Origin of the sequence: uncultured Piscinibacter sp., assembly GCF_937952055.1 — a bacterium.
Classification (GTDB): domain Bacteria; phylum Pseudomonadota; class Gammaproteobacteria; order Burkholderiales; family Burkholderiaceae_C; genus Piscinibacter.
Genome location: NZ_CALFYO010000020.1, coordinates 602,483 through 624,635, shown reverse-complemented (window position 1 = coordinate 624,635; position 22,153 = coordinate 602,483). Strand labels below are relative to the sequence as shown.

The 22,153-nt window shown below is 70.6% G+C and carries 22 protein-coding genes; 9 read left to right on the top strand and 13 right to left on the bottom strand.

All coding sequences use genetic code 11. The features are described from left to right. Positions 1-57 precede the first annotated feature (57 nt). Complete coding sequence (locus Q0599_RS13830; protein ID WP_298830307.1) at positions 58-1,122, bottom strand: NADP-dependent oxidoreductase; 1,065 nt, start codon at positions 1,120-1,122, stop codon at positions 58-60. Between the two features lie 149 nt (positions 1,123-1,271). Beyond that, positions 1,272-1,481, bottom strand: coding sequence for a cold-shock protein (locus Q0599_RS13825; RefSeq protein ID WP_298830305.1), 210 nt, complete (start codon positions 1,479-1,481; stop codon positions 1,272-1,274). A 352-nt stretch (positions 1,482-1,833) separates the two neighbouring features. On the opposite strand from Q0599_RS13825, the gene Q0599_RS13820 reads away from it, so the two are divergent. The 4 genes from Q0599_RS13820 to Q0599_RS13805 all read left to right on the top strand — a co-directional run bounded on the left by Q0599_RS13820 (position 1,834) and on the right by Q0599_RS13805 (position 4,591). Continuing rightward, on the top strand, positions 1,834-2,211 hold the full coding sequence (locus Q0599_RS13820; protein ID WP_298830304.1) for a hypothetical protein: 378 nt from the start codon (positions 1,834-1,836) through the stop codon (positions 2,209-2,211). A gap of 75 nt (positions 2,212-2,286) precedes the next feature. After that, positions 2,287-3,285, top strand: a complete 999-nt coding sequence (locus Q0599_RS13815) for an LLM class flavin-dependent oxidoreductase (RefSeq protein ID WP_298830467.1) — start codon at positions 2,287-2,289, stop codon at positions 3,283-3,285. Beyond that, positions 3,285-3,521 (top strand): RNA-binding S4 domain-containing protein, encoded by a 237-nt coding sequence (locus tag Q0599_RS13810; protein ID WP_298830303.1) that lies wholly within the window; start codon positions 3,285-3,287, stop codon positions 3,519-3,521. Before Q0599_RS13815 ends, Q0599_RS13810 begins: the two co-directional genes overlap by 1 nt. Positions 3,522-3,562: 41 nt before the next feature. Continuing rightward, the gene (locus tag Q0599_RS13805; RefSeq protein ID WP_298830302.1) at positions 3,563-4,591 is read left to right on the top strand and encodes a methionine synthase; all 1,029 of its coding nucleotides are present in this window, start codon (positions 3,563-3,565) and stop codon (positions 4,589-4,591) included. Here the strand turns inward: Q0599_RS13805 and Q0599_RS13800 are convergent. Beyond that, the gene (locus Q0599_RS13800; protein ID WP_298830300.1) at positions 4,588-5,109 is read right to left on the bottom strand and encodes a porin family protein; all 522 of its coding nucleotides are present in this window, start codon (positions 5,107-5,109) and stop codon (positions 4,588-4,590) included. The genes Q0599_RS13805 and Q0599_RS13800 overlap by 4 nt on opposite strands. A gap of 238 nt (positions 5,110-5,347) precedes the next feature. On the opposite strand from Q0599_RS13800, the gene Q0599_RS13795 reads away from it, so the two are divergent. After that, positions 5,348-6,094 (top strand): 2OG-Fe dioxygenase family protein, encoded by a 747-nt coding sequence (locus tag Q0599_RS13795; protein WP_298830299.1) that lies wholly within the window; start codon positions 5,348-5,350, stop codon positions 6,092-6,094. A gap of 128 nt (positions 6,095-6,222) precedes the next feature. Here the strand turns inward: Q0599_RS13795 and Q0599_RS13790 are convergent, their stop codons facing one another. Then, positions 6,223-8,253: a prolyl oligopeptidase family serine peptidase gene (locus tag Q0599_RS13790; protein ID WP_298830298.1), complete on the bottom strand. Its 2,031-nt coding sequence runs from the start codon at positions 8,251-8,253 to the stop codon at positions 6,223-6,225. Between the two features lie 166 nt (positions 8,254-8,419). On the opposite strand from Q0599_RS13790, the gene Q0599_RS13785 reads away from it, so the two are divergent. After that, positions 8,420-8,683, top strand: a complete 264-nt coding sequence (locus tag Q0599_RS13785) for a hypothetical protein (RefSeq protein ID WP_298830296.1) — start codon at positions 8,420-8,422, stop codon at positions 8,681-8,683. A 10-nt stretch (positions 8,684-8,693) separates the two neighbouring features. Here Q0599_RS13785 and Q0599_RS13780 read toward each other — a convergent pair whose 3' ends face one another. Both Q0599_RS13780 and Q0599_RS13775 read right to left on the bottom strand, forming a co-directional pair. Next, complete coding sequence (locus Q0599_RS13780) at positions 8,694-9,455, bottom strand: SDR family NAD(P)-dependent oxidoreductase (RefSeq protein ID WP_298830293.1); 762 nt, start codon at positions 9,453-9,455, stop codon at positions 8,694-8,696. A 4-nt stretch (positions 9,456-9,459) separates the two neighbouring features. Further along, entirely contained in the window at positions 9,460-10,374 is a 915-nt protein-coding gene (locus Q0599_RS13775) for a TIM44-like domain-containing protein (protein ID WP_298830291.1), read from the bottom strand. A gap of 420 nt (positions 10,375-10,794) precedes the next feature. Between Q0599_RS13775 and rsgA the strand changes: the two genes are divergently transcribed. Continuing rightward, complete coding sequence (rsgA, locus tag Q0599_RS13770) at positions 10,795-11,886, top strand: ribosome small subunit-dependent GTPase A (RefSeq protein WP_298830289.1); 1,092 nt, start codon at positions 10,795-10,797, stop codon at positions 11,884-11,886. 11 nt (positions 11,887-11,897) lie between these two features. Here rsgA and Q0599_RS13765 read toward each other — a convergent pair whose 3' ends face one another. From Q0599_RS13765 to Q0599_RS13735, 7 genes are all read right to left on the bottom strand, one after another. Beyond that, positions 11,898-12,410 (bottom strand): hemerythrin domain-containing protein, encoded by a 513-nt coding sequence (locus tag Q0599_RS13765; RefSeq protein ID WP_298830287.1) that lies wholly within the window; start codon positions 12,408-12,410, stop codon positions 11,898-11,900. A 293-nt stretch (positions 12,411-12,703) separates the two neighbouring features. Next, positions 12,704-13,372 carry an RluA family pseudouridine synthase gene (locus Q0599_RS13760; protein WP_298830285.1) on the bottom strand — a complete coding sequence of 223 codons (669 nt, stop codon included), beginning with the start codon at positions 13,370-13,372 and terminating at the stop codon, positions 12,704-12,706. Beyond that, positions 13,321-14,535 carry an MFS transporter gene (locus tag Q0599_RS13755; protein WP_298830284.1) on the bottom strand — a complete coding sequence of 405 codons (1,215 nt, stop codon included), beginning with the start codon at positions 14,533-14,535 and terminating at the stop codon, positions 13,321-13,323. Before Q0599_RS13755 ends, Q0599_RS13760 begins: the two co-directional genes overlap by 52 nt. Next, positions 14,532-15,215: an NAD(P)H-binding protein gene (locus tag Q0599_RS13750; protein ID WP_298830283.1), complete on the bottom strand. Its 684-nt coding sequence runs from the start codon at positions 15,213-15,215 to the stop codon at positions 14,532-14,534. Before Q0599_RS13750 ends, Q0599_RS13755 begins: the two co-directional genes overlap by 4 nt. Before the next feature lie 16 nt (positions 15,216-15,231). Next, a complete protein-coding gene (locus tag Q0599_RS13745; RefSeq protein WP_298830282.1) occupies positions 15,232-16,695 on the bottom strand; it encodes a DEAD/DEAH box helicase in 1,464 nt (487 codons plus the stop codon). Positions 16,696-16,835: 140 nt separating this feature from the next. After that, on the bottom strand, positions 16,836-17,258 hold the full coding sequence (locus Q0599_RS13740; RefSeq protein WP_298830281.1) for a hypothetical protein: 423 nt from the start codon (positions 17,256-17,258) through the stop codon (positions 16,836-16,838). Between the two features lie 15 nt (positions 17,259-17,273). Further along, entirely contained in the window at positions 17,274-18,425 is a 1,152-nt protein-coding gene (locus tag Q0599_RS13735) for an MFS transporter (protein ID WP_298830280.1), read from the bottom strand. Between the two features lie 115 nt (positions 18,426-18,540). On the opposite strand from Q0599_RS13735, the gene ettA reads away from it, so the two are divergent. Beyond that, the gene (gene ettA / locus Q0599_RS13730; RefSeq protein WP_298830279.1) at positions 18,541-20,205 is read left to right on the top strand and encodes an energy-dependent translational throttle protein EttA; all 1,665 of its coding nucleotides are present in this window, start codon (positions 18,541-18,543) and stop codon (positions 20,203-20,205) included. Positions 20,206-20,413: 208 nt separating this feature from the next. Further along, entirely contained in the window at positions 20,414-22,057 is a 1,644-nt protein-coding gene (locus tag Q0599_RS13725) for a hypothetical protein (protein WP_298830278.1), read from the top strand. The last annotated feature ends 96 nt before the right edge of the window (positions 22,058-22,153 follow it).

The following is a 22,153-nucleotide window of genomic DNA, read 5'->3' as shown; positions in this document are numbered from 1 at the left end:
TAGCCGCGAGGCGTGCGGCGCCCGGGCCGGACGACGGGGTCGAGCGCGGAATCCGTCCTACTCGGAGGCTACCTTCAGCACCAGCTTGCCGAAATTCTGGCCGCTGAACAGTCGCAGCAGGGCAGTCGGAAAGTTCTCCAGCCCCTCGACCACGTCCTCTCTGCTCGTCATGCGGCCGGCCTTCAGGTAGCCGGCCAGCTCCGCAACGGCAAGGTGGTAGCGGTCGGCATAGTCGAACACGACCATGCCTTCCATCCTGGCACGGTTGACAAGCAGCGAGAGGTAGTTCTTCGGGCCCTGCACGGCGGTGGTGTTGTTGTACTGGCTGATCGCTCCGCAGATGACGATGCGCGCCTTGCGGTTGATGCGCGTCAGTACGGTGTCGAGGATGTCGCCGCCGACGTTGTCGAAGTAGATGTCCACGCCGTGGGGGCAGTGCTGCTTGAGGCCGTCGCGCACCGGATCCCAACGGGCCGCGCCCGCGGGCGCGGGAGCTTTGTAGTCGATGCAGGCGTCGAAGCCGAGCTCGTCGACCACCCATCGGCACTTGTCCGATCCGCCAGCGATGCCGACGACGCGGCAACCCTTGATCTTGCCGAGCTGGCCCACCGTCTGGCCGACCGCGCCGGCGGCGCCGGAGACCACCAGCGTTTCGCCGGCCTGCGGCTGGCCGACGTCCATCAGGCCGAAATAGCCGGTCATGCCGGGCATGCCCAGCACGTTGAGCCATTGTGTGTCGCTGCCCAGGCGCGGGTCGATTCTCGTCAGGCCGCTGCGCTGAACCTGCTCGGCCGGAATCAGGCAATACGCCTGCACGCCCAGGCTGGCGCTGACGCGGTCGCCGACGGCGAAGGCTGGATTCTTCGACGCCACCACCACGCCGATGCCGCCGGCTCGCATCACCTCGCCGAGTCCCACCGGCGGGATGTAGCTCTTTCCCTCGTTCATCCAGCCGCGCATGGCGGGGTCGAGCGAGAGGTAGAGCGTGCGCACCAGCACGCCGCCGTCGGCCGGCAGGGAAACCGGCTCGTCGGTGAATTGCCAGTCGGCGTCCCTGGGCAGGCCCACCGGCCGTGCGGCGAGGCGAATCTGGCGGTTCACGGCGTGGGCGACTTCTTGCATGACGTACTCCTGTCGAGGAGCGCGCATGTTAGGCGTCTGGCCCGGACCATGGCGTCGCCTGGGTGACGAGCCATGCGCCGCGCGGGCGAAAAAAAAGCCGCGGACCGAGCCGCGGCTTCTCCACGCGGGCACGAGGCCCTGCGTTCACATCACAGCGGGCGGATGTTGGCCGCTTGCAGGCCCTTCTGGCCTTGCTTGACTTCGAACTCGACGCGCTGGTTTTCCTGCAGCGTCTTGAAGCCGTTGCCCTGGATGTCACGGAAGTGGGCGAAGAGGTCGGCACCGCCGGCGTCTTGCGCAATGAAGCCATAGCCCTTGGCTTCGTTGAACCACTTCACGGTACCGGTTTGGGTCGTCATGGACGGATCCTATCTATCAATCAAAGAGAACAACAAAGCGCCGCAGTGCCGGCGCACGCAGCACACTCAAGCAACCAGACGGGGATTTCTAGCGATGCCGACCGTGCAGGGCACGGTGGGAAGGATGGAGATCACGAACGAGCGGGAACTTGCGTAGAACTGTGGACCGTAATGTACACGAGGGCCGGCATGGCGCGCTGCCGGTTCGTGATCTGTTGCACGTGGGCGGCCATCGCATGCACGTGGATGGGCCAGTGACACATTCGCTCACCGCCACGGAGGTGCTCGCCGTGGGATGCTCGTGCATTGCCGGACGGGACCGTCCCACCGCACTCTCCAAGGATCGCTGAACATGTTGCTTCGCACTCTCGCCACTGCGGCCACCCTGTCGCTCGCCAGCCTGCACGCTGCCGCCGGCGAACCCGCCATCCACATCAGCGTGGGCGGCGAGATCAGCCCCGGCGTGTACGGCCGTGTGGACTTCGGCAACGCGCCGCCGCCGCCGGTGGTCTACCCGCAGCCCGTGGTGGTCGTGCAGCAGCCGCAGCGGGTGGTCATGCAACCCGTCTACCTGCACGTGCCGCCGGGCCACGCGAAGAACTGGTCCAAGCACTGTTACCGCTACGACGCCTGCGCGCGCCCGGTGTACTTCGTGAAGTCGGACGAGTTCGAGCCGCGCAAGGGCAAGGGCCACGGCCGCGGCCACGGCAAGCACGGCCGCGACGACTGATCGCCGCCTGCGCTGCAGGGTGGCGGCCGATGTGACAAGCTCGGGGACTTACCGAGCTGTCCGTCGCGCATGCCATTGAAACTGTCCGTTCTCGACCAGTCCATCGCCCTGCAAGGCCAGGGCGAGGACGCCGCCATCCGCGACACGCTGTCGCTCGCCGAGCACGCCGAAGCGCTCGGCTACGCGCGCTTCTGGCTGAGCGAACACCATGGTCTGCCCACCATCGTCGGCTCGGCGCCCGAGGTGCTGATGGCCGCGGTGGCGGTGCGCACACGCCGCATCCGCATCGGCAGCGCCGGCGTCATGCTGCCGCACTACAGCGCGCTGAAGGTGGCCGAGCAGTTCCGTGTGCTCGAGGCGCTGGCGCCCGGACGCATCGACCTCGGCGTGGGTCGCGCGCCGGGCGGCGACATGCGCATCGCCCAGGCGCTCAACCCGAATGCTCATGCCGCCGCGGAATATTTCCCGGAGCAGGTGCGCGACCTGCGGGCCTGGACCTCGATGTCCACGCACCGCGGGCTGGCGGTGCATCCGCAGGGCGCTCATGCGCCGGAACTGTGGATCCTCGGCAGCTCCGACTACGGTGCACAGCTTGCCGCTCACTTTGGGCTGCCCTATGCCTTCGCCTACTTCTTCATGGACGGGCAGGGCGTCGAGCGAGCCCTCGAGCTCTACCGCAGCCTGTACCGGCCGAGCGAGCGGCATCCGCGCCCGCAGGCGACGGTGTGCGTCTGGGCGCTGGCCGCCGAGCGCGGCGATGACGCGCGCCACCACGCGCTGAGCCGCGAGCACTGGCGCCTGGCGCGGGCGCGCGGCGAGCTGGGGCCCCTGCAGGACCCCGACCGGATCGCCGAGCGCGGCTTTCGCACCGAGGATGCTGGGACGCTCGAGTCGATGCGCGCGAAGGCCTTCGTCGGCGCGGCGCCGGAGGTGGCCACGCGCCTTCGCGCCCTGGCCGCAGCGCTCGAGCTCGACGAGCTGGTGATCAACACCTGGGCCTTCCGTACCGAGGTGCGCCGTCGTTCGTACGCGCTGCTGGCGCGGGAGTTCGGGCTCGAGGCGCAGGCGGCCTGATGCGGCACATCGAGTTCCCGTTGCGTGGCGAGTACATCACGCTGGACGCCCTGCTCAAGGCCACCGGTCTGGCCGGCAGCGGCGGCGCGGCCAAGGCCATGGTGACCGACGGCCTGGTGCAGGTCGACGGCCGCGACGAACTGCGCCGGACCTGCAAGGTCCGCGCGGGCCAGGTGGTGGCGGTGACCGGCGCGCGCGTTCGTGTCATGGCCGATCCGGATGCACCGTTGCCCTGAATGGGCCACCATCGCCGACTGAACTCACCGAGGCTCCGACCATGTTCGACACCTGCATCGCGGGCAGCCTGCCCAAGCCGGCCTGGCTGGCCGAGACCGAGAAGCTCTGGCCGCAGTGGCGCGCCAGCGGTCCCGAACTCGACGCGGCCAAGCGCGACGCCACGTTGCTGGCCATCAAGGAGCAGGAAGACGCCGGCCTGGACATCGTCGGCGACGGCGAGCAGGCGCGCCAGCACTTCGTGCACGGCTTCGTCGAGCGTGTCGAGGGCATCGACTTCGAGCACAAGGTGAAGATGGGCATCCGCAACAACCGCTACGACGCGATGGTGCCGCAAGTGGTGGCGCCGCTGCGGCTGACCGGGCGCGTGCATGCGATGGAAGCGCGCGTCGCGCGGGCGCACACCAAGCACAAGCTGAAGTTCACCCTGCCTGGACCGATGACCATCGTCGACACGGTGGCCGATCGCTACTACGGCGACCGGGTCAAGCTTGCCTTCGCGTTCGCCGAACTGCTCAACCAGGAAGCACTCGCCCTGGAAGCCGACGGCGTGGACATCATCCAGTTCGACGAGCCGGCCTTCAACGTCTACATGAAGGAGGCGGCCGAGTGGGGCGTGGCCGCGCTCGAGCGCGCGGCGCAGGGGTTGACGTGCAAGACCGCGGTGCACATCTGCTACGGCTACGGCATCCAGGCCAACGTCGACTGGAAGCACACGCTGGGCGACGAGTGGCGCCAGTACGAGCAGGTGTTCCCGGCACTCGCCAGGAGCCGCATCGACCAGGTCTCCCTCGAGTGCTACCACTCGCACGTGCCGCCCGAGCTGATGGCGCTGCTGGCCGGCAAGGACGTCATGGTCGGCGTGATCGACGTGGCCTCGGACGAGGTCGAGACGCCGGAACAGGTGGCCGACACGATCGGACGCGCGCTCCAGTTCGTGCCGAAGGAGCGGTTGTTCCCCTGCACGAACTGCGGGCTCGCGCCGATGAGCCGCGAGGTGGCGATGAAGAAGCTCGAAGCGCTCGCGCGTGGGGCGGCCCTGGCACGCGAGCGCTACGGCACGGTGGCTTAGAACTTGTAGTTCAGGCCCACCGAGTACAGGTCGGTGTTGCTCTTGGCACCCAGCGCGTCGAAGCGGTAGCGTTCCCACTCGCCGCGCAGGGCCAGGCGCGGGTCGAAGTCGTACTGCAGTCCGGCGCCGACCTTGTAGCTCGTGCCGCGGTCGTCGCCGGCGAGGCTGCTGTCGAGCTTGCCGTTGAACAAGCCGACGCGACCGAGCGCCGAGAAGCCGTTGCCCAGCGGCAAGGTCCCCACCGCGTCGGCAAAGAAGCCGTCGGCCTTGACGCTGCCGGCCGCACTCTCGAACTTGCCCAGCGTGGCATACCCTGCCTCGAGGCCGAAGTTCGGCGTGAAGCCATAGCCGCCGTAGATCTTGCCGCCGGTGGCCGACTTGTCGGTGGACAGGCCGCCGATGTCGTCGCCCTTCCAGCGCGAGCTGGCGAGACTGCCGCCGACGGACAGGCCCTCGGCATGCGCGGCGGCTGCGCCGAGCAGGGAAGCACACAGGAGAGCGTGGACGATCTTCTTCATGGAGAGACTCCGTTTCTGAGTGAATGCCGGGGCGTGTCCTGCCCGCGGCATGTGCACTTTGCCGCGAAGCGGTGAACGTGATGCTGTCCAAGCGTGAAGTAATGTCGTGGGGCGTAACGCCGGGTGAAAGACGTTGCGTGGCCGTCCCGCGCATGGAACTGCGCATCGCTGGCGCGCTTCGAAGGCCGGCGCGGGCACGGCACGGCACGTGCGCGCGCGTTGCAGGCATGATTCACGGATGACCCAGCTGCTCTCCCCGCCGATCACACCGCCTGCCGCTCTGGTCGACACGCTGCGCCGACAGGGGCATGCCACGCTGGCGCCCGCCGGACTCGCCGAACTCGCCGCGCTCGAACTGCCGGCGCTGGAGGCCTGGATGCCCAGCTGGGACCGCCTGCCGCCCGATGCCTACCTGCGCGACGGCGGGCGCTATCGCCGGCGCCGCCATGGCAGCTTCGTCGCCAGCGGCGAAGACCTGCGGCAGGTCGCCCACCGCGCGCACTGGCAGCCGGAGTCGTACAACGCGCTGCACGGCGGGCTGGAGCGCTGGTTCGAACCGCTGGAGACGGCGCTGGTGGCCGACCCGGCGTGGAAGAAGCTGCTCGTCGCCCTCGCCGCCGTCTGCTCCGCGCAAAAGGACGCCCAGCCCTGGTACGTGGAGGCGCACCAGTTCCGCATCGACACCGAGGGCGGCATCGGCCGGCCCACGCCGGAAGGCGCGCACCGCGACGGTGTGGACTTCGTCGCCGTGATTCTCGTCGCGCGCGAAGGCGTGAAAGGCGGCGAGTCGCGCGTGTTCGAGGCCGAGGGGCCGTCGGGCCTGCGCTTCACGCTGACGCAGCCGTGGACCACGCTGCTGCTCGACGACGAGCGCGTGATCCACGAGACCACGCCGATCCAGCCGTCGGCGCCGGGCGGCCACCGCGACACGTTGGTGCTGACCTTCCGCGCCCATGGTTTCCAGGACCCTCAGCCGACGCGCTGAGGTCCCTGCGGGTTGATGCGGTGCCACACCCCCCGCTGGGCAAGGGCGTGAGCCGCCTGAGCTTCTTCCCCAGGCACATGCACGAGGAATGAGCCGGCGAACGCACGGCGCGCAAGCGCCAGCCACGGCTACCTGAGCAAGGTCTGGCGCAGGAAGAGCGTCGTCGCCCAGAACTGGAAGTCGGCGTTCTCCTTGCGCTGGAAGCCGTGTCCTTCGTCGTCGGCGCGCAGGTACCACACCGAGGTGCCGTTGGCGCGCACCTTGTCGACGATCTGCTCGGCCTCCGTGTAGGGCACGCGCGGGTCGTTGCGGCCCTGCACGACGAACAGCGGCTTGATGATCTTCGGCGCGCTGGTCGTCGGCGAGATGCGCTCGAGGAATTCGCGCATCGCCGCGTCGCGCTCGTCGCCGTACTCGACGCGGCGCAGGTCGCGCCGGTAGCTCTCGGTGTTGCGCAGGAAGGTCACGAAGTTGGAGATGCCGACCACGTCGATCGCGCCGACGATGCGCTCGGGATAGGTGGCTGCCACCGCCAGGCTCATGTAGCCGCCGTAGCTGCCGCCGCTGACCACGACGCGCGACGCGTCCAGCCGCGGTTGCGTGGCGATCCAGTCGAGCAGCGTGCCGATGTCCTTCACCGCGTCCTCGCGCCGCAGACCGTTGTCGAGCGCGAGGAAGGTCTTGCCGTAGCCCGAGGAGCCGCGCACGTTGGGCTGGATGACGGCGATGCCGAGATCCTCGATGAAGTGGTTGTAGCGGCCCATGAAGCCCACGCGCGCCTGTGCCTCCGGCCCACCGTGGATCTCGATCAGCACCGGCCGCCGTCCTTCGAAGCGCTGGGGCGGCAGGTTGAGCAGGCCCGAGATGGTGCGGCCGTCGAAACTGGGCCAGCGCACGATCTGCTGGTCACCGAAGGTCTGCGGGTCCACGCCGGGTGCGGCGAGCGCGCGCGTCCATTGCTCGACCCGGCCACTCTCCCCGTCGATCGAGAACACCTCGCTCGGGCCCTTGGCGCTGTCGAGGGCCACGGCGAGTTCGCCGCTGCGCGGGTGGATGCCGACCGAACGCACGCTGCCGGCGGGCAGGGAGGGCGCCGGCAGTTCCTTCAGCTTGCGCGCATCGAACAGGCGCAATTCGTGGCGGCCGTCGACGTTGACGCGCGCGGCGAGCAGCCGGCCGTCGCGCGTGGCGGCGATCTGATCCACGTCCCAGGGGACGCGGTCCGATACCGGCAGCAGCTTGCGGCGGGCGAGGTGGTACAGGTGAAGCTGCCGGAACTCCCCCGCACGGTCGGAGACCACCCAGATGCCGCTGTCGTCGCGCTTGAAGGGACCTGCAAAGAAGCTCGCCTTCTCCTTGCTGCCCGGCGCGGGCAGCAGTTGCCTGAGCTTGCCGGTGGCGAGATCGAGCAGCCACAACTGCGACTCGGTGGCCGACAGGTAGCGCGTCAGCGCGATGCGCTTGTCACTCCAGGACACGCCCCCCACGGCCCAGCCGCTGCCCGGCAGCTCGGCCAGCTTGCGCCGCTGCGTGGGACGGGCCGGATCGATCAGCGTGAGCGTCTGCCGGATCCGCTCGCGCGTGCCGTCCTGCGCGGTGCGGTCCAGCGGCACCGAGCTGACGAGCAGGCGGCTGCTGCGATTGAGCCAGCCCTCGATCTCGTGGCGCTCGCGCGGGTCGGTGAGCAGGGTGACCTGGCGGCTGTCGAGGTCGAGCCGATAGAGCTGGTCGGCCTCGTCGCCGCCGTTGCTGCGCGCGAACACGAGGTAGTCGCCACGCGTCGGCTCCCAGCTGGCGACACGGACCGGCTCGCCGAAGTCGGTCAGCGGCTCGGGCTCGGCCATCGGCGAGGCGACGCGGAACAGTTGCAGCGTGCTGCCGCCGGCGCGGCGGTGGCTGACGAGCACCTCGCGGCGCGTCGGATGCCACTCGATCAGTTGGTGGCCGCGAAAGTCGGTGTAGCGCGCCACCTGCTGCGTCAGTTCGACCGGGACGGCCGGGATGCCCTGCACGACGAGATTGGGCCGGGGCACCACCACGGCGGGCGCAGCGGCGTCGACGGCCGGACGCGGTGCGAGCGGCTTGGGCGGCACGACGGCGCAAGCGGCGAGCATCAACGCCATCGGCAGGGCCAGGGCGGGCAGGGCGAGACGTCGCATCGAAGAGTCCTCTTGCAGGCGGCGAAGCGCATTCTGCGGGCAAAGCCCCCGCGCTTCGTCGGCGCGGGCAGCAGTTCGTCGCCGCCATGGTGCAGTGCGTCGCAATCGGCTCGCCACGGCGGCGGGCGCTGCCGATACTGCCATCCATCGACACCAGGAGCCGCCCATGAATGCCACCCGCTACCTCACCCCCGCGCTGATGATCGCCACCACGCTGGCCGCTGCCTTCAGCGTGCAGGCGCCGCGGGCCGCCGAGCCTGCCCAGCGCGTGGTCACGCTGCCGCTTGTCGAGGTGGTGGGCAAGCGTGAGAACCTGCTCGAGCCGCGCGTGGTGCAGTTGCCGCGCGTGACCGTGATTGGAAAGCGGCCGGTGACCGACAAGGCGACGCGCCTCGCGCAGAAGTCCGCCGCACCGGCGCCGCGTTCGTGAATGCGTGCCTTCAGGCCATCTCGCGCACGTCGCCCACCGGCTGCTGGCCGAAATCGGCGCGCTCCAGGCAGGCCAGCACGCGGGCCGCGGCATCCTCGGCGCTGCTGAGCTGGCCCTCGCGCTGCAAGGCGATGAAGCGCTCGCGGTCGGGGAAGGCAGCAGCATCGGCGCCGCGCAACTGCACCTGCATGTCGGTGTCGATCACGCCCGGCGCGAGCGAAAGCACGCGCGCGCCGTGGGGCAACGCCGCCTCCTCCAGCGCGAGGCAGCGCGTCAGGTGGTCCATGCCGGCCTTCGCGGCACAGTAGGCCGCACTGCTGGCCATCGCGCGCCGGCCGAGCCCCGAGGAGATGTTCAACACGCGGCGGTCGGCCTGCCAGTGGCGCGTGGCGTCCAGGAAGGCCGCACACAGCAGCAGCGTGGCTTCCAGGTCGATGCGCAGCGTGGCGGACAGCGCGCCGAGCTCGGCGTCGCGCAGTGCCGTCGGGGCGTTGATGGCGCCGGCATTGTTGATCAGCACGGCGCGCTCGAAGCGCTCCGGCGCGAAGCTGCAGAGCGTCTCGCGCAGCCGCTGCGCCACCGGCAGCGGCTCGGCCAGGTCGACGCTCCATTGGTCGAGCGTCGAGCCAATGGCCGTTGCCGACATTGCCAGGGCCTCGTTGGTGCGGCGCGACAGGCCGATCACCACATGGCCGGGCTTCAGCAGCCGTGCGGCGATCGCCGCGCCGAGGCCGCGCGAGTGACCGGTGACGATGTACAGCTGCTGCACCACGGCCTCAGTGCGCCGCGGCCATCTGCTGGATGCCGGCAATGGCCCACTCGCGGCTGCCATCCGCCGCGCGCACCAGGTGCCAGACCTCGTCGAAGGGCATGGCACCTGCTTCGCGTGCCTCGCGGATCAGGCCATGGAAGCGCACGCTGACGACCTGGCGTTCGGTCTCCTGCGCCACGTCGAGCACTTCGGCGTCGATCTGCACCACGTCGGTCTGCTGCGCGGCACCCTGGCGATCCTGCAGGTCGAGTCGGATCGCGGCGAACATCTCCGGCGTGGTGAAGGCGCGCAGGTCGTTGAGGTCGCCGGCGTCGTTGGCGGCCTGCATGCGAATGAAGATCATCTTCGCGATGCGCGCGAAACCCGCAGCGTCGAAGTCACCCGGCACGGACGGCGCGCTGGCGGGAAGCTCATGCTCTACGGCGCCTGCCGGCGGCATCGGCGCGGCCGCAGCTGCGCGCCAGGCCCCGTGGTCGTTCGTCACCGGTGCGCCGGCGCCGGCCAGACGCATGCCCGCGGGTGACGCCGCGGCGCCAGAGAAGCGGCGCAGCAGCAGGCGCACGACGACGATGGCCACGAGCGCCAGCAGCGCGATCATCATGACACTGGCGAGTTCCTCGCCGAGACCGAGGTGGCTGGCCAGCGCCGCCAGGCCCAGGCCAGCGGCCAGGCCGGCGATCGGCCCCATCCACGAGCGCTTGGCCGTCGCGGCCGCCGCGGTCGGTGCGGCGGCGTTGCTCGGCGACGCCGTGCTGTTCTGCGCCGGCTTGGCCGGCACGGCATCGGGCGCGGTGCGCGCCGGCATGTCGCGCTTCAGGCCGGCGCTGCCGCCACCGCCCAGGCGTCTGGCCTCGGCCAACTCGGGCAGCATCGAGATCGAGAAGAAGGCGAGAGAGAGAGCGAGCAGCCAGCGTTTCATGGTCGGAGTGTCCTTGGGGTCGTCGCCGTGGGGGGCGCGCGCGGATGATATGCAGAGTCTGCTGGCTTGCTGGCCAAGACCCCTGCCAGCGTCCGGGAAGCCACGCGCGGCCGGTGAGTTCCCCGTACGCCGATTGACCCTGCTGCCCATGCGTGCCACACTGCGCGCCCTCAGCGGCTGCGCACGCGGCCTTCCGACCGACCCGAACCCAGGAGGTGCCTCATGAAGACGATGGATCTTGCCCTCCCTGCGGCCAGCGCCTGATGCGCTTCGGGTCTTCCTTCTGCGTCGAGTTCCTCGAGCCCTGACCTGAGCCGCGCGCACCGCGGCCGCGTTCGTTCGTTGCGCTCCCCACGCGTCGCGTGGGGCCGGCCGGCGCGTTCGTGCGCGCCTTGGCGACAGACAGGTTCATTCATCACCATGACCGATTTCACGTTCGAGCGCTTGCGCTCAATGGGACTCACCGCGGCACTGGCCAGCCAGGCCGCGGCAATGGCTGCCGAGGCAACCGGCGACGTGCCGCTGCGCCTCGTGCGGCTCACCGTGCTGCACCGGGAAACGGTGCAGTTGCACGACGGCGAACGCGAGTTCGCAGCGCGCGTGCTGCCGAGGCTCGCGCGCATGCTGGCCGAGGCCGAGGACGCGCTGGCGGTCGGCGACTGGGTGCTGGCCTCTGGCGATGTGCACGGCCAGCCCTGGGTGCATGCGCGCGTGCCGCCGCAAAGCCGCCTGGCGCGGCGGGATGCCGACGGACGCCGTCACCCGCTGGTCAGCAATGTCGACACCGCCCTGCTCGTGATGGGGCTGGACGAGGACTTCAACCCGCGCCGCATGGAGCGCTTCCTGGCGCTGGTGCAGGACAGCGGCGTGTCGCCGGTGATCGTGCTCAGCAAGGCCGACACCGTGCCCGACGCCCGTGCGTTGTACTGCCGCATGCAGGAACTGCGCGGCCGCCTTCCGGCGGGCGTGGAGATGGTTGCGGTGGACGCGCGCGACCCGGAGGCGGCGGCCTGCCTGGCCGCGCACACGCTGCCGGGGCGCACGCTGGCGCTGCTCGGCTCGTCGGGGGCGGGCAAGTCGACGCTGACCAACACGCTGCTCGGACAGACGCGCCAGGACACCGGTGCGGTGCGCGAGAGCGATGGCCGCGGTCAGCACACCACCACCTCGCGATCGCTGTTCCGCCTGCCCGGCGGCGCCTGCGTGATCGACACGCCAGGGCTGCGCGCCTTGCGCCCCGATGCCGACGAGGCGCGCGTGGCGGCGACCTTCGCCGACGTGGCGGCGCTCGCCCCACGGTGCCGCTTCCGCAACTGCACGCACCGCGAGGAGCCGGGTTGCGCGGTGCGCGAAGGCGTGGACGACGACCGACTGCGCAACTACCACAAGCTGCTGCGCGAGGCACGACGCGACACCATGAGCGCACTCGAGCGCCAGCGTCAGGTCGCGATGTGGAAGGCGCGGGGCCGCGCCGGTGCAGCGCGCGCCAGGGCCAAGCGCGAGTTCGACTGAGGCCCGATCGTTCAGGCCGACGCGGATTCCGCGCTGGCCTGCGGCGCCTCGGCCGGTGTGCAGGCCACCGACCCGCAGCCACTGATCTCGGCCTGCGGGAGCGCGTCGGGGTGGGTGACCTTGCCGGTGACCGGGTCGTGGCCGACCCGGCGCAGGTGCAGCGCCAGTCCTGCGTCCATGCTCTGCGCATGCTGCGGGAACCACAACGCCAGTTCGCCGGACATCATGCGCAGGATCTGCGGTTCGCCGGCTTCGGCGCGCTTCAGACCCTCGCGCATCACCTCCAGCACGACCTTGTGCTGCACGCTGTGGCAGTTGCCGGCGGCGAAGCGCGTCTCGCGCATCCAGCGGTCTTCCTGGTCGAAGTGCCACTGGGTGTGGACGAGCAGCGCGCGCCAGGCGGGGAGCAGCGCGTCGTCCGTCGCCGCATCGACGGCGGCGAGCAGGTCGACGAACTCGCGATGGGTGTCGTCCATCAGGGGCAGGTCGAGCGACAGCGCGTCGGACCATTCGAGCACGGGCATGGCAAACCTTAGAAGGGGGGCGTTGCGGCGAGGGTAGGCAGGAGGCTGCACAGCGGCCTTGAGTCAGGTCAACCTGACACGGAAGCGGACGTCTCGAAGTGATCGGGTGCCTCACCCGGAGGGCATCACGCTGCGTCCGCATCATGGCCGGCGACCTTGTCGCGCCGCCGCTTCAAGGAACGCGAAGCCCCTCCACGAACGCAGTGCAAGCCCAGCCGACCCGCTCCGCGTCGGGCCGGGCCCAGGTGGTCTACGAGCCCAGCGCGCGCAGCGGCGGGGCGCTCCTGTAGCGCCTAGAAGGGCACCGGGCTGGCGAACGAGGCGCGCCGGCCGTCGCCGGGATGAGTGAAGGACAGCCGAGTCGCATGCAGCAGCAGCCGCGGTGCGGCACTTGCCGCTTCGGGCGCCGCGTAGAGCGCATCGCCGAGGATCGGATGGCCGATTGCCGCGAGGTGCACGCGCAGCTGGTGCGATCGACCGGTGACCGGCTGCAGCGCTACCCGCGTGGTGCCGGCCGCGACATCGTGCGCCAGCACGCGCCAGCGCGTGAGAGAAGGCTTGCCGCGTTCGGCATCGACGCGCTGCCGCGGCCGGTTCGGCCAGTCGGCCGCGAGTGGCAGATCGATCTCTCCGGACTCCGTCGCGACCGGGCCGGCCACGACGGCCTCGTAGCGCTTGTCGACGCCGCGCTGCGCGAAGGCGGCGCTCAGCGCGCGCTGCATCGCGGCGCCGCGGGCGAACAGCACCAGCCCCGAGGTGGCCATGTCGAGCCGGTGCACGACGAGTGCGTCGGTCACCTCGGCACGCACGCGCTGCCACAGGCAGTCGTGCAACTCGGCGGGCCGTCCGGGCACGGTGGGCAGGCCGGCGGGCTTGTCGGCGATCACGACGTGTTCATCGAGGTGCAGGATCACGGCGCGGCCTCGACGAGGCGGTCGCGCCGGGCGAGCGCCGGGAACCATCGCGCCCACAGCGCCGCGATCGCCATCGAGCCGACGCCGCCCAGCACCACCGATCCCACCGGCCCGAGCAGCGCCGCGGTGACTCCCGATTCGAACTCGCCGAGCTGGTTGGACGCACCGATGAACACCGCGTTCACGGCGCTGACCCGGCCACGCATCGCTTCGGGCGTCTCCAGTTGCACGAGCGATTGTCGGATCACCACGCTGACCATGTCGGCCGCCCCGGAGAACGCGAGCATCACGATCGACAGCATCAGCTGCGTCGACAGGGCAAAGCCGAGCGTGGCCGCGCCGTAGACGCCGACCGCAGCGAGCAGCACCGGGCCGGCGCGACGCCGGATCGGCCAGCGAGACAGCGCCACTGCCATCGCCAGCGCGCCCACCGCCGGCGCGGCGCGCAGCAGGCCCAGGCCCCAGGGGCCGACCTGCAGCACGTCCTTGGCGAACATCGGCAGCAGCGCGCTCGCGCCGCCGAGCAGCACGGCGAAGAGGTCCAGCGAGATCGCGCCCAGCACCACCTCGCGCTGTCGCACGAAGCGCACGCCGGCGAGCAGTGCGTCCAGCGTGGCGGCCTGCGCAGGCTTCGGGTCGTGGCGGTAGCGCACCGCCATCACCAGCGCGCCGGCCAGCGCGAACAGCGCCGCGCAACTCGCGTAGACGGCGGTGGCGCCGGCGACGTAGACGAAGCCGCCGATCGCCGGCCCGGCGATGATCGCACCCTGCATGCCGGCGGAGCTGAAGGCGAGCGCGCGCGGCAGCACCTCGGCCGGCACGAGCAGCGGCGTGATCGCCTGCTGTGCCGGCAGCTGGAACGCCTTGGCGGTGCCGATCAGCAGCGACAGCGCAAGCAGCAGCTCGCGGCTCGCCCAGTGCTGCCCGGCAGCCAGGGCGAGCGCCAGCGCCACGCCGGCCTGCAGCGCCATGCAGGCGGCGAGGATGTGCGCGCGGTGGTGACGGTCCAGCACATGGCCGGCCACCAGCACCAGCAGCAGCGAGGGGATGAACTGCATCAGACCGACCAGGCCCAGGTCCCAGGCGCTGGCGGTCAGGTCGTACATCTGCCAGCCGATGGCGACCATCAGCATCTGGTTCGCGGCGGTGCCGGCCAGTCGCGCGAACCAGAAGCGCATGAACGCGCGTTGGCGCAGCAGCGACTCGCTCAATGCGGGTGCGCTCCCTGCATGCGCGCCGAACTGAGGTGGTGCACGCCCGGGCGGCCGGCCATCGTCGCGGCGATCAGCGCGGCAGCGACGTCGTGGGCGGCGATCGGCCGGATGCGTTTGGGCAGCAGAGGCATCAGCGGGCGCAGCAGACGCAGCGTCCAGACCTCGCCCGGCCGCTCGCGCTGGCCGAGCGCGGCGCGGTCGCCCGTCAGCATGGAGGGCTGGGCGAAGCACACCGACTCGTAGCCGAGCGCGGCGACGTCGGCTTCCATGTCGCCCTTGACGCGGTTGTAGAAGATGCGCGAGTCGCGATCGGCGCCGAGCGCCGACACCACCGCGAGACGCTTCGCGCCGGCCTCGCGCGCGGCGCGCGCGACGGCGAGCACGAGGTCGTGGTCGATCATGCGGAAGGCAGCCTGGGAACCCGCCACCTTGATCGTCGTGCCCAGCGCGATGTAGACGTCGTCGACGTGTGGCAGGCGCTTCAGGTGGCCGAGATCGACGGTGTGCAGTTCCAGCTTGGGATGCTCGGCGATGCCCGGCGCCGCGCGGCGCAGCAGCACGTGCACCAGGCCGACCGACGCATGATCGAGCAGCAGCGGCAGCAGCGCACGTCCGACCAGCCCGGTGGCGCCGGCCAGCAGCACGGTGCGGGGCGGGGCGGACTGCGTCGGGGACATGGCCCCGACTGTAGCCTCAGCGCGGCTTGGGCTGCGTGAGTCGCGGCTGCGGCTTGCTGCCGCTGCGGTTGGCGTCGCTGCGCGCGGGCGCCGGTGCACGGCCGGCCCCCTGCGGCGGCACGTGGCCCCCATGCGCCGGACGGCCCGCCGGCGCCGGTGCACGGTTGTCCTGGCGCGGCCGTTCGTGGTGGCGCGCTTCCTGGCGCGGCTCGCCGCGCCCGCCACGGGAAGCGCCCTGGCCGCCGCGTGCGGGCGCATGGTGGCGATGGCCACCGCGGCCGGCGCCCTCACCGATCACCATGCGACCGAGAACGATAGGCTCGGGCCGCTCGCCGCCGGGCGGCTCGAAGCCGGGCACGATCTCCTTCGGGATCTCGCGCTTGATGAGCTTCTCGATGTCGCGCAGGAAGCCGTTCTCGTCGACGCACACCAGCGACACCGCCTCGCCCTGCGCGCCGGCGCGGCCGGTGCGGCCGATGCGGTGCACATAGTCCTCGGGCACGTTGGGCAGCTCGAAGTTGACGACGTGCGGGAGCTGGTCGATGTCGATGCCGCGCGCGGCGATGTCGGTGGCCACCAGGCAGGTCAGCTCGCCCGACTTGAAGTCGGCCAGCGCCTTGGTGCGTGCGCCCTGGCTCTTGTTGCCGTGGATGGCCATCGCGCTGATGCCCTGCTTCGTCAGGTACTCGACTAGGCGGTTGGCGCCGTGCTTCATGCGCGTGAACACCAGCACCTGGTGCCAGTCGTTGCTCTTGATGAGGTGCGTGAGCAACTCCTTCTTCATGTCGCGGCCCACCGGGTGGACCTTCTGCGCGATGGTGTCGGCCGTCTGGTTGCGCCGTGCCACCTCGATCAGCGCCGGCTTGTTCAGCAGCCGGTCGGCCAGCGCCTTGATCTCGTCGCTGAAGGTGGCGGAGAAGAGCAGGCTCTGCTTCTTCGCCGGCACGATCGCCAGCACCTTCTTGATGTCGTGGATGAAGCCCATGTCGAGCATGCGGTCGGCCTCGTCGAGCACGAAGATCTCGACGTGGCTCAGGTCCAGCGTGCGCTGACCATGGTGGTCGAGCAGCCGGCCGGGCGTGGCCACGAGGATGTCCACGCCGCGCTTGAGGCGGTCGATCTGCGGCTGCATGCCGACGCCGCCGAACATCACCATGCTGGTCAGGCCGCTGTACCTGCCGTAGGCGCGCACGCTTTCCTCGACCTGCGCCGCGAGTTCGCGCGTCGGCGTGAGCACGAGCGCGCGGATCGGCACGCGGCCGCGTGCATCCTTGACCGCGGGCTTGGCCATCAGGCGCTGCAGCATCGGCAGCGTGAAGCCGGCGGTCTTGCCGGTGCCGGTCTGCGCGCCGCCGAGCAGGTCGCCGCCTTGCAGCACGACGGGAATCGCCTGGGCCTGGATCGGAGTCGGGGTTTCGTAGCCCTGCTCGCGCACGGCACGCAGGAGCGGCTCGGCCAGGCCGAGTTCGGTGAATTTCATCGGGAGGGGCTCGCCAAGGAGCCGTTGTCGCGACCTGCTGCGGCCGGTCGGGCTGCACCAGTCGGAAGGCGCGGGGCGGTGGGAACGATGTCGGGAACGACCTGCATCGCGGCGACTGGACTCGCGCTGCTGGCCCGATTCTACCCGCCTGCCGCGACCGGCATCGCCTGGCGGTCTTTCAGGCGCAGCCAGCCGCGCAGCACGCGGTAGATCGCCCAGGCGCCGAGCAGGAACATGCCGAGCATCCAGGTGGCGAAGCCGACGATCACGATCGCCAGTACGGCGGAGACCGCCGCCACGATCAGCGCCCACAGCAGCGCGTACCAGAACGTGCGGATCTGCCAGTCGAAATGCGACTCCAGCCAGGTCCCGCGCGCTTCGCCGCGCTTCACGTAGTTGATGATCACCGCGATGATCGACGGCCAGCCGAACAGGAACGAGCCGAGCAAGCTGGCGGCGCCGAAGGCGCCGATGGCCAGGCCCAGCGCGTGCAGCGCATAGACGATGTGGGCGGTGCGCACCAGTGAGGGCGAGGCGTCGACGGTCCAGGGGTTCGAGCTCATGCGGCCATCATGCCATCAGGCGGCGCGCCACGCGCCCGGCGTGGCTGGTCCGTAGCGCAGCGTCAGCCAGCCGGCCAGCGCGAAGGGCGCGCCGACCCAGGCGAGGCGGTCGAAGCCGACCCAGGCCGAGGCTGGTCCGCCGATCGCCGCGCCGAGCGCGGTGCCGACATAGAGCATCGAGTTGTTCAGCGACAGCAGGATGGGCGCCTGCACCGGTGCCAGCGCCGCAAGGCGCGACTGCTGCGGCGTCATCATGCCGAAGCCGGCGATGCCCCAGACCACGAGCACCAGCATGAGCAGCACAGGCTGGCCGCGTGTCAGCGGCACCAGCAGCATCATCGCGCCCAGCACGGCGAGCTGAAGGGTCAGCGTGCGCCGCGCGCCGAAGCGGTCGTTGGCCCAGCCGCCGACCATCGTGCCGATCACGCCCGACAGGCCGAACAGCATCAGCGTCAGGCTCATCGCCGCGGTGGACATCGGCACCAGCGCCTGCAGCACCGGCCCGATGTAGGAGAACACGCAGAAGATGGCGATGAAGTAGAGCAGGGTGAGGGACAGCGCCCAGGCCACCTGGCGCTGGCGCAGCAGATCGCCCAGGCCGGAGAACGTGGCGCCCGGCGCGGCGATGTCGCGCGGCAGCACGACGGCCAGCACCAGGCTGGCCAGGCCGGACAGACCGCCGACCAGCGCGATCGGCCACTGCCAGCCGTGGCGAAAGCCGAGCCAGGCACCCAGCGGCAGGCCGATCACGTAGCTCAGGCTGACGCCGACGAACACCAGCGACAGCGCCCGGCCGCGCCGCGCCGGTTCCACCAGCGCCACGGCGATGCCGGCGGCCACCGCGGTGAATACCGCACCCACTCCCATCAGGACGCGGCCCGCGAGCAGCAGCGACAGGCTGCCCGCCAGCGCGCACACGACGTTTCCGAGCGCGAACAGGCCCAGCGAAAGGCACAGCACGCGCCGTCGCGGCCAGCCGCCGGTGAGCACGAGCGCCAGCGGCGCGAGCACGGCGGTGGACAGCGCATAGACAGTCATCGCCTGCCCGGCTGCCGCGACGCTGACCTGCAGCGACTCGGCCAGCGGGGTGAGAACGCCGCTGAGCACGAAGGCGCCGGTGCCGATGAACAGGTTGCACAGGGCGAGCAGGACCAGCAGGCGCGGCATGGCCTTCACGGTAGCAGAAAGGGGCCCGCCGCGAAGGCAAGCGACAATACGCGTTTCGCCGTCGGCCGCGCCGGCGGCGCGCTCGTTCAATCTCTTCGTCTCCAAGCACCCGCGAATGGCCCAGTACGTCTACACCATGAACCGCGTCGGCAAGATCGTGCCGCCGAAGCGGCAGATCCTCAAGGACATCAGCCTGTCCTTTTTCCCTGGCGCGAAGATCGGCGTGCTCGGCCTGAACGGCTCGGGCAAGTCCACGCTGCTGAAGATCATGGCCGGCCTGGACAAGGACATCGAGGGCGAAGCCGTCCCCATGCCCGGTCTGAAAATCGGCTACCTGCCGCAGGAGCCGCAGATGGACCCCGAGCAGACGGTGCGCGAGGCGGTCGAGCAGGGCATCGGTGGCGTGCTCGAGGCGAAGAAGCGCCTGGACGAGGTCTACGCCGCCTACGCCGAGCCCGATGCCGATTTCGACAAGCTCGCCGCCGAGCAGGCCGAACTCGAGGCGATCATCGCCGCGGCCGGCAGCGAGAACACCGAGCACCAGCTCGAGATCGCCGCCGACGCGCTGCGCCTGCCGCCCTGGGACGCGAAGATCGGCGTGCTCTCCGGCGGCGAGAAGCGCCGCGTGGCGCTGTGCCGGCTGCTGCTGTCCAAGCCCGACATGCTGCTGCTCGACGAGCCGACCAACCACCTCGACGCCGAATCGGTCGAGTGGCTGGAGCACTTCCTGCAGCGCTTCCCCGGCACCGTGGTGGCCATCACCCACGATCGCTACTTCCTCGACAACGCCGCCGAGTGGATCCTCGAACTCGACCGCGGCAGCGGCATTCCCTACAAGGGCAACTATTCCGACTGGCTGGACCAGAAGGAGAAGCGCCTCGAGGTCGAGCAGAAGAAGGAGGACGCGCGCATCAAGGCGATGAAGGAGGAGCTCAAGTGGGTGCGCTCCAACGCCAAGGGCCGCCAGGCCAAGAGCAAGGCGCGTCTGGCCCGCTTCGAGGAACTCAGCGACGTCGACTACCAGCGCCGCAACGAGACCAACGAGATCTTCATCCCGGTGGCCGAGCGCCTCGGCAATGACGTCATCGAGTTCAAGGACGTCAGCAAGAGCTTCGGCGACCGCCTGCTGATCGACCACCTCAGCTTCAAGGTGCCGGCCGGCGCGATCGTTGGCATCATCGGTCCGAACGGCGCCGGCAAGTCGACGCTGTTCCGCATGCTGCAGGGCATCGAGCAGCCCGACGCGGGCGAGGTGCACATCGGCCAGACCGCCAAGCTGGCCTTCGTCGACCAGAGCCGCGAGAGCCTCGCCGCCGACAAGACGGTATGGGAGGACGTCTCCGGCGGGCTCGACAACATCGTCGTCGGCCAGTTCGTCATGCCATCACGCGCCTACCTCGGCCGCTTCAACTTCAAGGGCAACGACCAGCAGAAGCTGGTCGGCCAGCTCTCCGGCGGCGAGCGCGGCCGCCTGCACCTGGCCAAGACGCTGGCGCGCGGCGGCAACGTGCTGATGCTGGACGAGCCGTCGAACGACCTCGACGTGGAAACGCTGCGCGCGCTGGAAGAGGCGCTGCTCGAGTTCGCCGGCAGCGCGCTGGTGATCAGCCACGACCGCTGGTTCCTCGACCGCATCTGCACGCACATCCTCGCCGCCGAAGGGGACAGCCAGTGGGTGTTCTTCAACGGCAACTACCAGGAGTACGAGGCCGACAAGAAGCGGCGCCTCGGCGAAGAGGGCGCGCGACCGCACCGCCTGCGCTTCAAGGCGCTCAAGTAGGCCCGGGCTCACCCTCCACCTCGGGGGGAAGGCGCGACCGTCGGGGCTCCTGCCCCGCGATCGCGGGTGATCGCGGCCTCCAGGGGGCGACGCGGCTGTTCCAGAATCGGCGCCAACGCACGTTGTTGGGCGAACAGAACATGCACAAAGTCAATCCCTATCGGGCCGTGGTCGGGTCAGGCTCGATGCGCGCGAGGTGCGTCGTCCGATGACGGCGCCCACCGAGTTTGCGCCGGGCCATCCGCTGGCGCGCTTCGAACCCTTGCGCCGCGCCGAGCGCACACTGCTCAAGGCCGTGCGCCGCGGCGACATCGCGCGCGTCGGGCTGCGCCGGCCGCGCGAGGCCAACGACGACGTGACCGTGCGTGCCTCGTTCATCGCCGCTCTCGCGCTCGATCCCGGCTCTCGCCGTGGCGCGCGTCGCCTGCAGTTGCTCGGCGCCTGGGTGCAGGGCCGGCTCGACCTCGGCGAATGCGAGGTTCCGGCGAACCTGTGGTTCTTCCGCTGCGTGTTCGATACCACGCCGCTGTTCGACGGCGCGCGCATCGCCGGCGGACTGGCGTTTCCCGACTGCGAGCTGCCGGGCCTGCTGGCCGAGCGCTGCCGCATCGCGCAGGACCTTGCGCTCAACGCCGGCTGCAGCATCGCCAACGAGGTGCGGCTGCAGCAGGCACGCATCGGCGGCGACTTCAATGCGACGAGGCTCGTGCTGTCCGGCAACGATGCCTCGCTGCCCGGGCGCCGCAGCCTGGTCGCCGATGCGCTGGAGGTCGAGGGCGACGTGCGCATCTCGGAGGGCTTCGACGCCTCCGGCGAAGTGCGCTTTGTCGGGGCGCACGTGCGCGGCGACTTCCTTGCCAGCGCCGCTCGCGTCAACGGGCCTCTCGATGCCACCGGCGCGCGCCGCAGCGCGCTGGTGCTCGATCGCATCGAGGTCGGCGGCGACCTCCGACTGGACGAGGGTTTCGCGGCCGCCGGCCGCGTGAGCGCGCGCCGTGCGCGGGTCGACGGCGACTTCGATTGCAGCGGCGCCACCTTCGACCGCGTCGGCGACACCGCCTGGGGCGATGGCCTGTGCCTGGTGCTCGACCGCGCGCACATCGGCGGCGCGCTGAGGCTGGCGAGGCTGCAGGCGCCCCTGCTCGGCGCCTCTTTCGCCGGCACGCGGGCGAAGTCGCTGGTCGACGACGCGTCCACGTGGGGCGAGCGCCTGGTGCTCGACGGCTTCGCCTACTCGCAGTTCGGCGACGGCGCGCCGACGGACTCGGGCTTCCGCCTCGCCTGGCTGGAGCGGCAGCCGGCCTCTCACCTCGGCGAGAACTTCCGCACCGGGCCGTGGCGCCGCGTCATCCAGGTGATGCGCCGCATGGGGCGTGGCGCGAGCGCCGGTACGCTGGCGCTGCGGCGCGAGCAGCGGCTGCGCCGCATCGGTCGCATCGGCGAGGCGCTGCCGGGCGCGCTGCGCTGGACAGCGGGCCTGGGCCACGCGCTGTTCGGCGCGCTGGCCGGCTACGGCTGGCGGCCGCAGCGCCTGCTGCTGTGGACCTTGCTGGTGTGGCTGGGCGCGGCAGGCTTCTTCGGCCTGGCCGCGCAGGAAGGTGCGCTGCTGCCCGCGGGTACGCCGGCGCTCACGCCGTTCAGCCCGCTGGCCTATACGCTGGACCTGCTGCTGCCGGGCATCGACCTGCACGAGCACAGCCGCTGGCTGCCCGCGCCCGGTGCGGCGCACGGCTTCGGCTGGAGCGACGCGGCACGTCTGGCCGGCTGGCTGGTGCAACTGTTCGGCGTGCTCGCCGCTGTCTTGCTGCTGGTGTCGCTGGCCGGCTGGGCCGATCGCGACCGCCGGCGCTGATCCGCGGCCGGACTTTGGGTTCCCTGGACGCGCAAGGGGACTGTCCGGATCACTCGGTCTTGGAGGCTGCTGCAAAATCCGCCGCAGCTGCATCTG

Bases quoted from the DNA above. Each gene is read 5' to 3' on its own strand.
- Q0599_RS13735 (WP_298830280.1), bottom strand. From the start codon at position 18,425: ATGCCGCGCCTGCTGGTCCTGCTCGCCCTGTGCAACCTGTTCATCGGC.
- Q0599_RS13790 (WP_298830298.1), bottom strand. From the start codon at position 8,253: ATGCGACGTCTCGCCCTGCCCGCCCTGGCCCTGCCGATGGCGTTGATG.
- Q0599_RS13775 (WP_298830291.1), bottom strand. From the start codon at position 10,374: ATGAAACGCTGGCTGCTCGCTCTCTCTCTCGCCTTCTTCTCGATCTCG.
- Q0599_RS13805 (WP_298830302.1), top strand. From the start codon at position 3,563: ATGTTCGACACCTGCATCGCGGGCAGCCTGCCCAAGCCGGCCTGGCTG.
- ettA (WP_298830279.1), top strand. From the start codon at position 18,541: ATGGCCCAGTACGTCTACACCATGAACCGCGTCGGCAAGATCGTGCCG.
- Q0599_RS13760 (WP_298830285.1), bottom strand. From the start codon at position 13,372: ATGGTTCCCGGCGCTCGCCCGGCGCGACCGCCTCGTCGAGGCCGCGCC.
- Q0599_RS13725 (WP_298830278.1), top strand. From the start codon at position 20,414: ATGACGGCGCCCACCGAGTTTGCGCCGGGCCATCCGCTGGCGCGCTTC.
- Q0599_RS13825 (WP_298830305.1), bottom strand. From the start codon at position 1,481: ATGACGACCCAAACCGGTACCGTGAAGTGGTTCAACGAAGCCAAGGGC.
- Q0599_RS13795 (WP_298830299.1), top strand. From the start codon at position 5,348: ATGACCCAGCTGCTCTCCCCGCCGATCACACCGCCTGCCGCTCTGGTC.
- Q0599_RS13740 (WP_298830281.1), bottom strand. From the start codon at position 17,258: ATGAGCTCGAACCCCTGGACCGTCGACGCCTCGCCCTCACTGGTGCGC.
- Q0599_RS13800 (WP_298830300.1), bottom strand. From the start codon at position 5,109: ATGAAGAAGATCGTCCACGCTCTCCTGTGTGCTTCCCTGCTCGGCGCA.
- Q0599_RS13785 (WP_298830296.1), top strand. From the start codon at position 8,420: ATGAATGCCACCCGCTACCTCACCCCCGCGCTGATGATCGCCACCACG.
- Q0599_RS13765 (WP_298830287.1), bottom strand. From the start codon at position 12,410: ATGCCCGTGCTCGAATGGTCCGACGCGCTGTCGCTCGACCTGCCCCTG.
- Q0599_RS13830 (WP_298830307.1), bottom strand. From the start codon at position 1,122: ATGCAAGAAGTCGCCCACGCCGTGAACCGCCAGATTCGCCTCGCCGCA.
- Q0599_RS13745 (WP_298830282.1), bottom strand. From the start codon at position 16,695: ATGAAATTCACCGAACTCGGCCTGGCCGAGCCGCTCCTGCGTGCCGTG.
- Q0599_RS13820 (WP_298830304.1), top strand. From the start codon at position 1,834: ATGTTGCTTCGCACTCTCGCCACTGCGGCCACCCTGTCGCTCGCCAGC.
- Q0599_RS13810 (WP_298830303.1), top strand. From the start codon at position 3,285: ATGCGGCACATCGAGTTCCCGTTGCGTGGCGAGTACATCACGCTGGAC.
- Q0599_RS13750 (WP_298830283.1), bottom strand. From the start codon at position 15,215: ATGTCCCCGACGCAGTCCGCCCCGCCCCGCACCGTGCTGCTGGCCGGC.
- rsgA (WP_298830289.1), top strand. From the start codon at position 10,795: ATGACCGATTTCACGTTCGAGCGCTTGCGCTCAATGGGACTCACCGCG.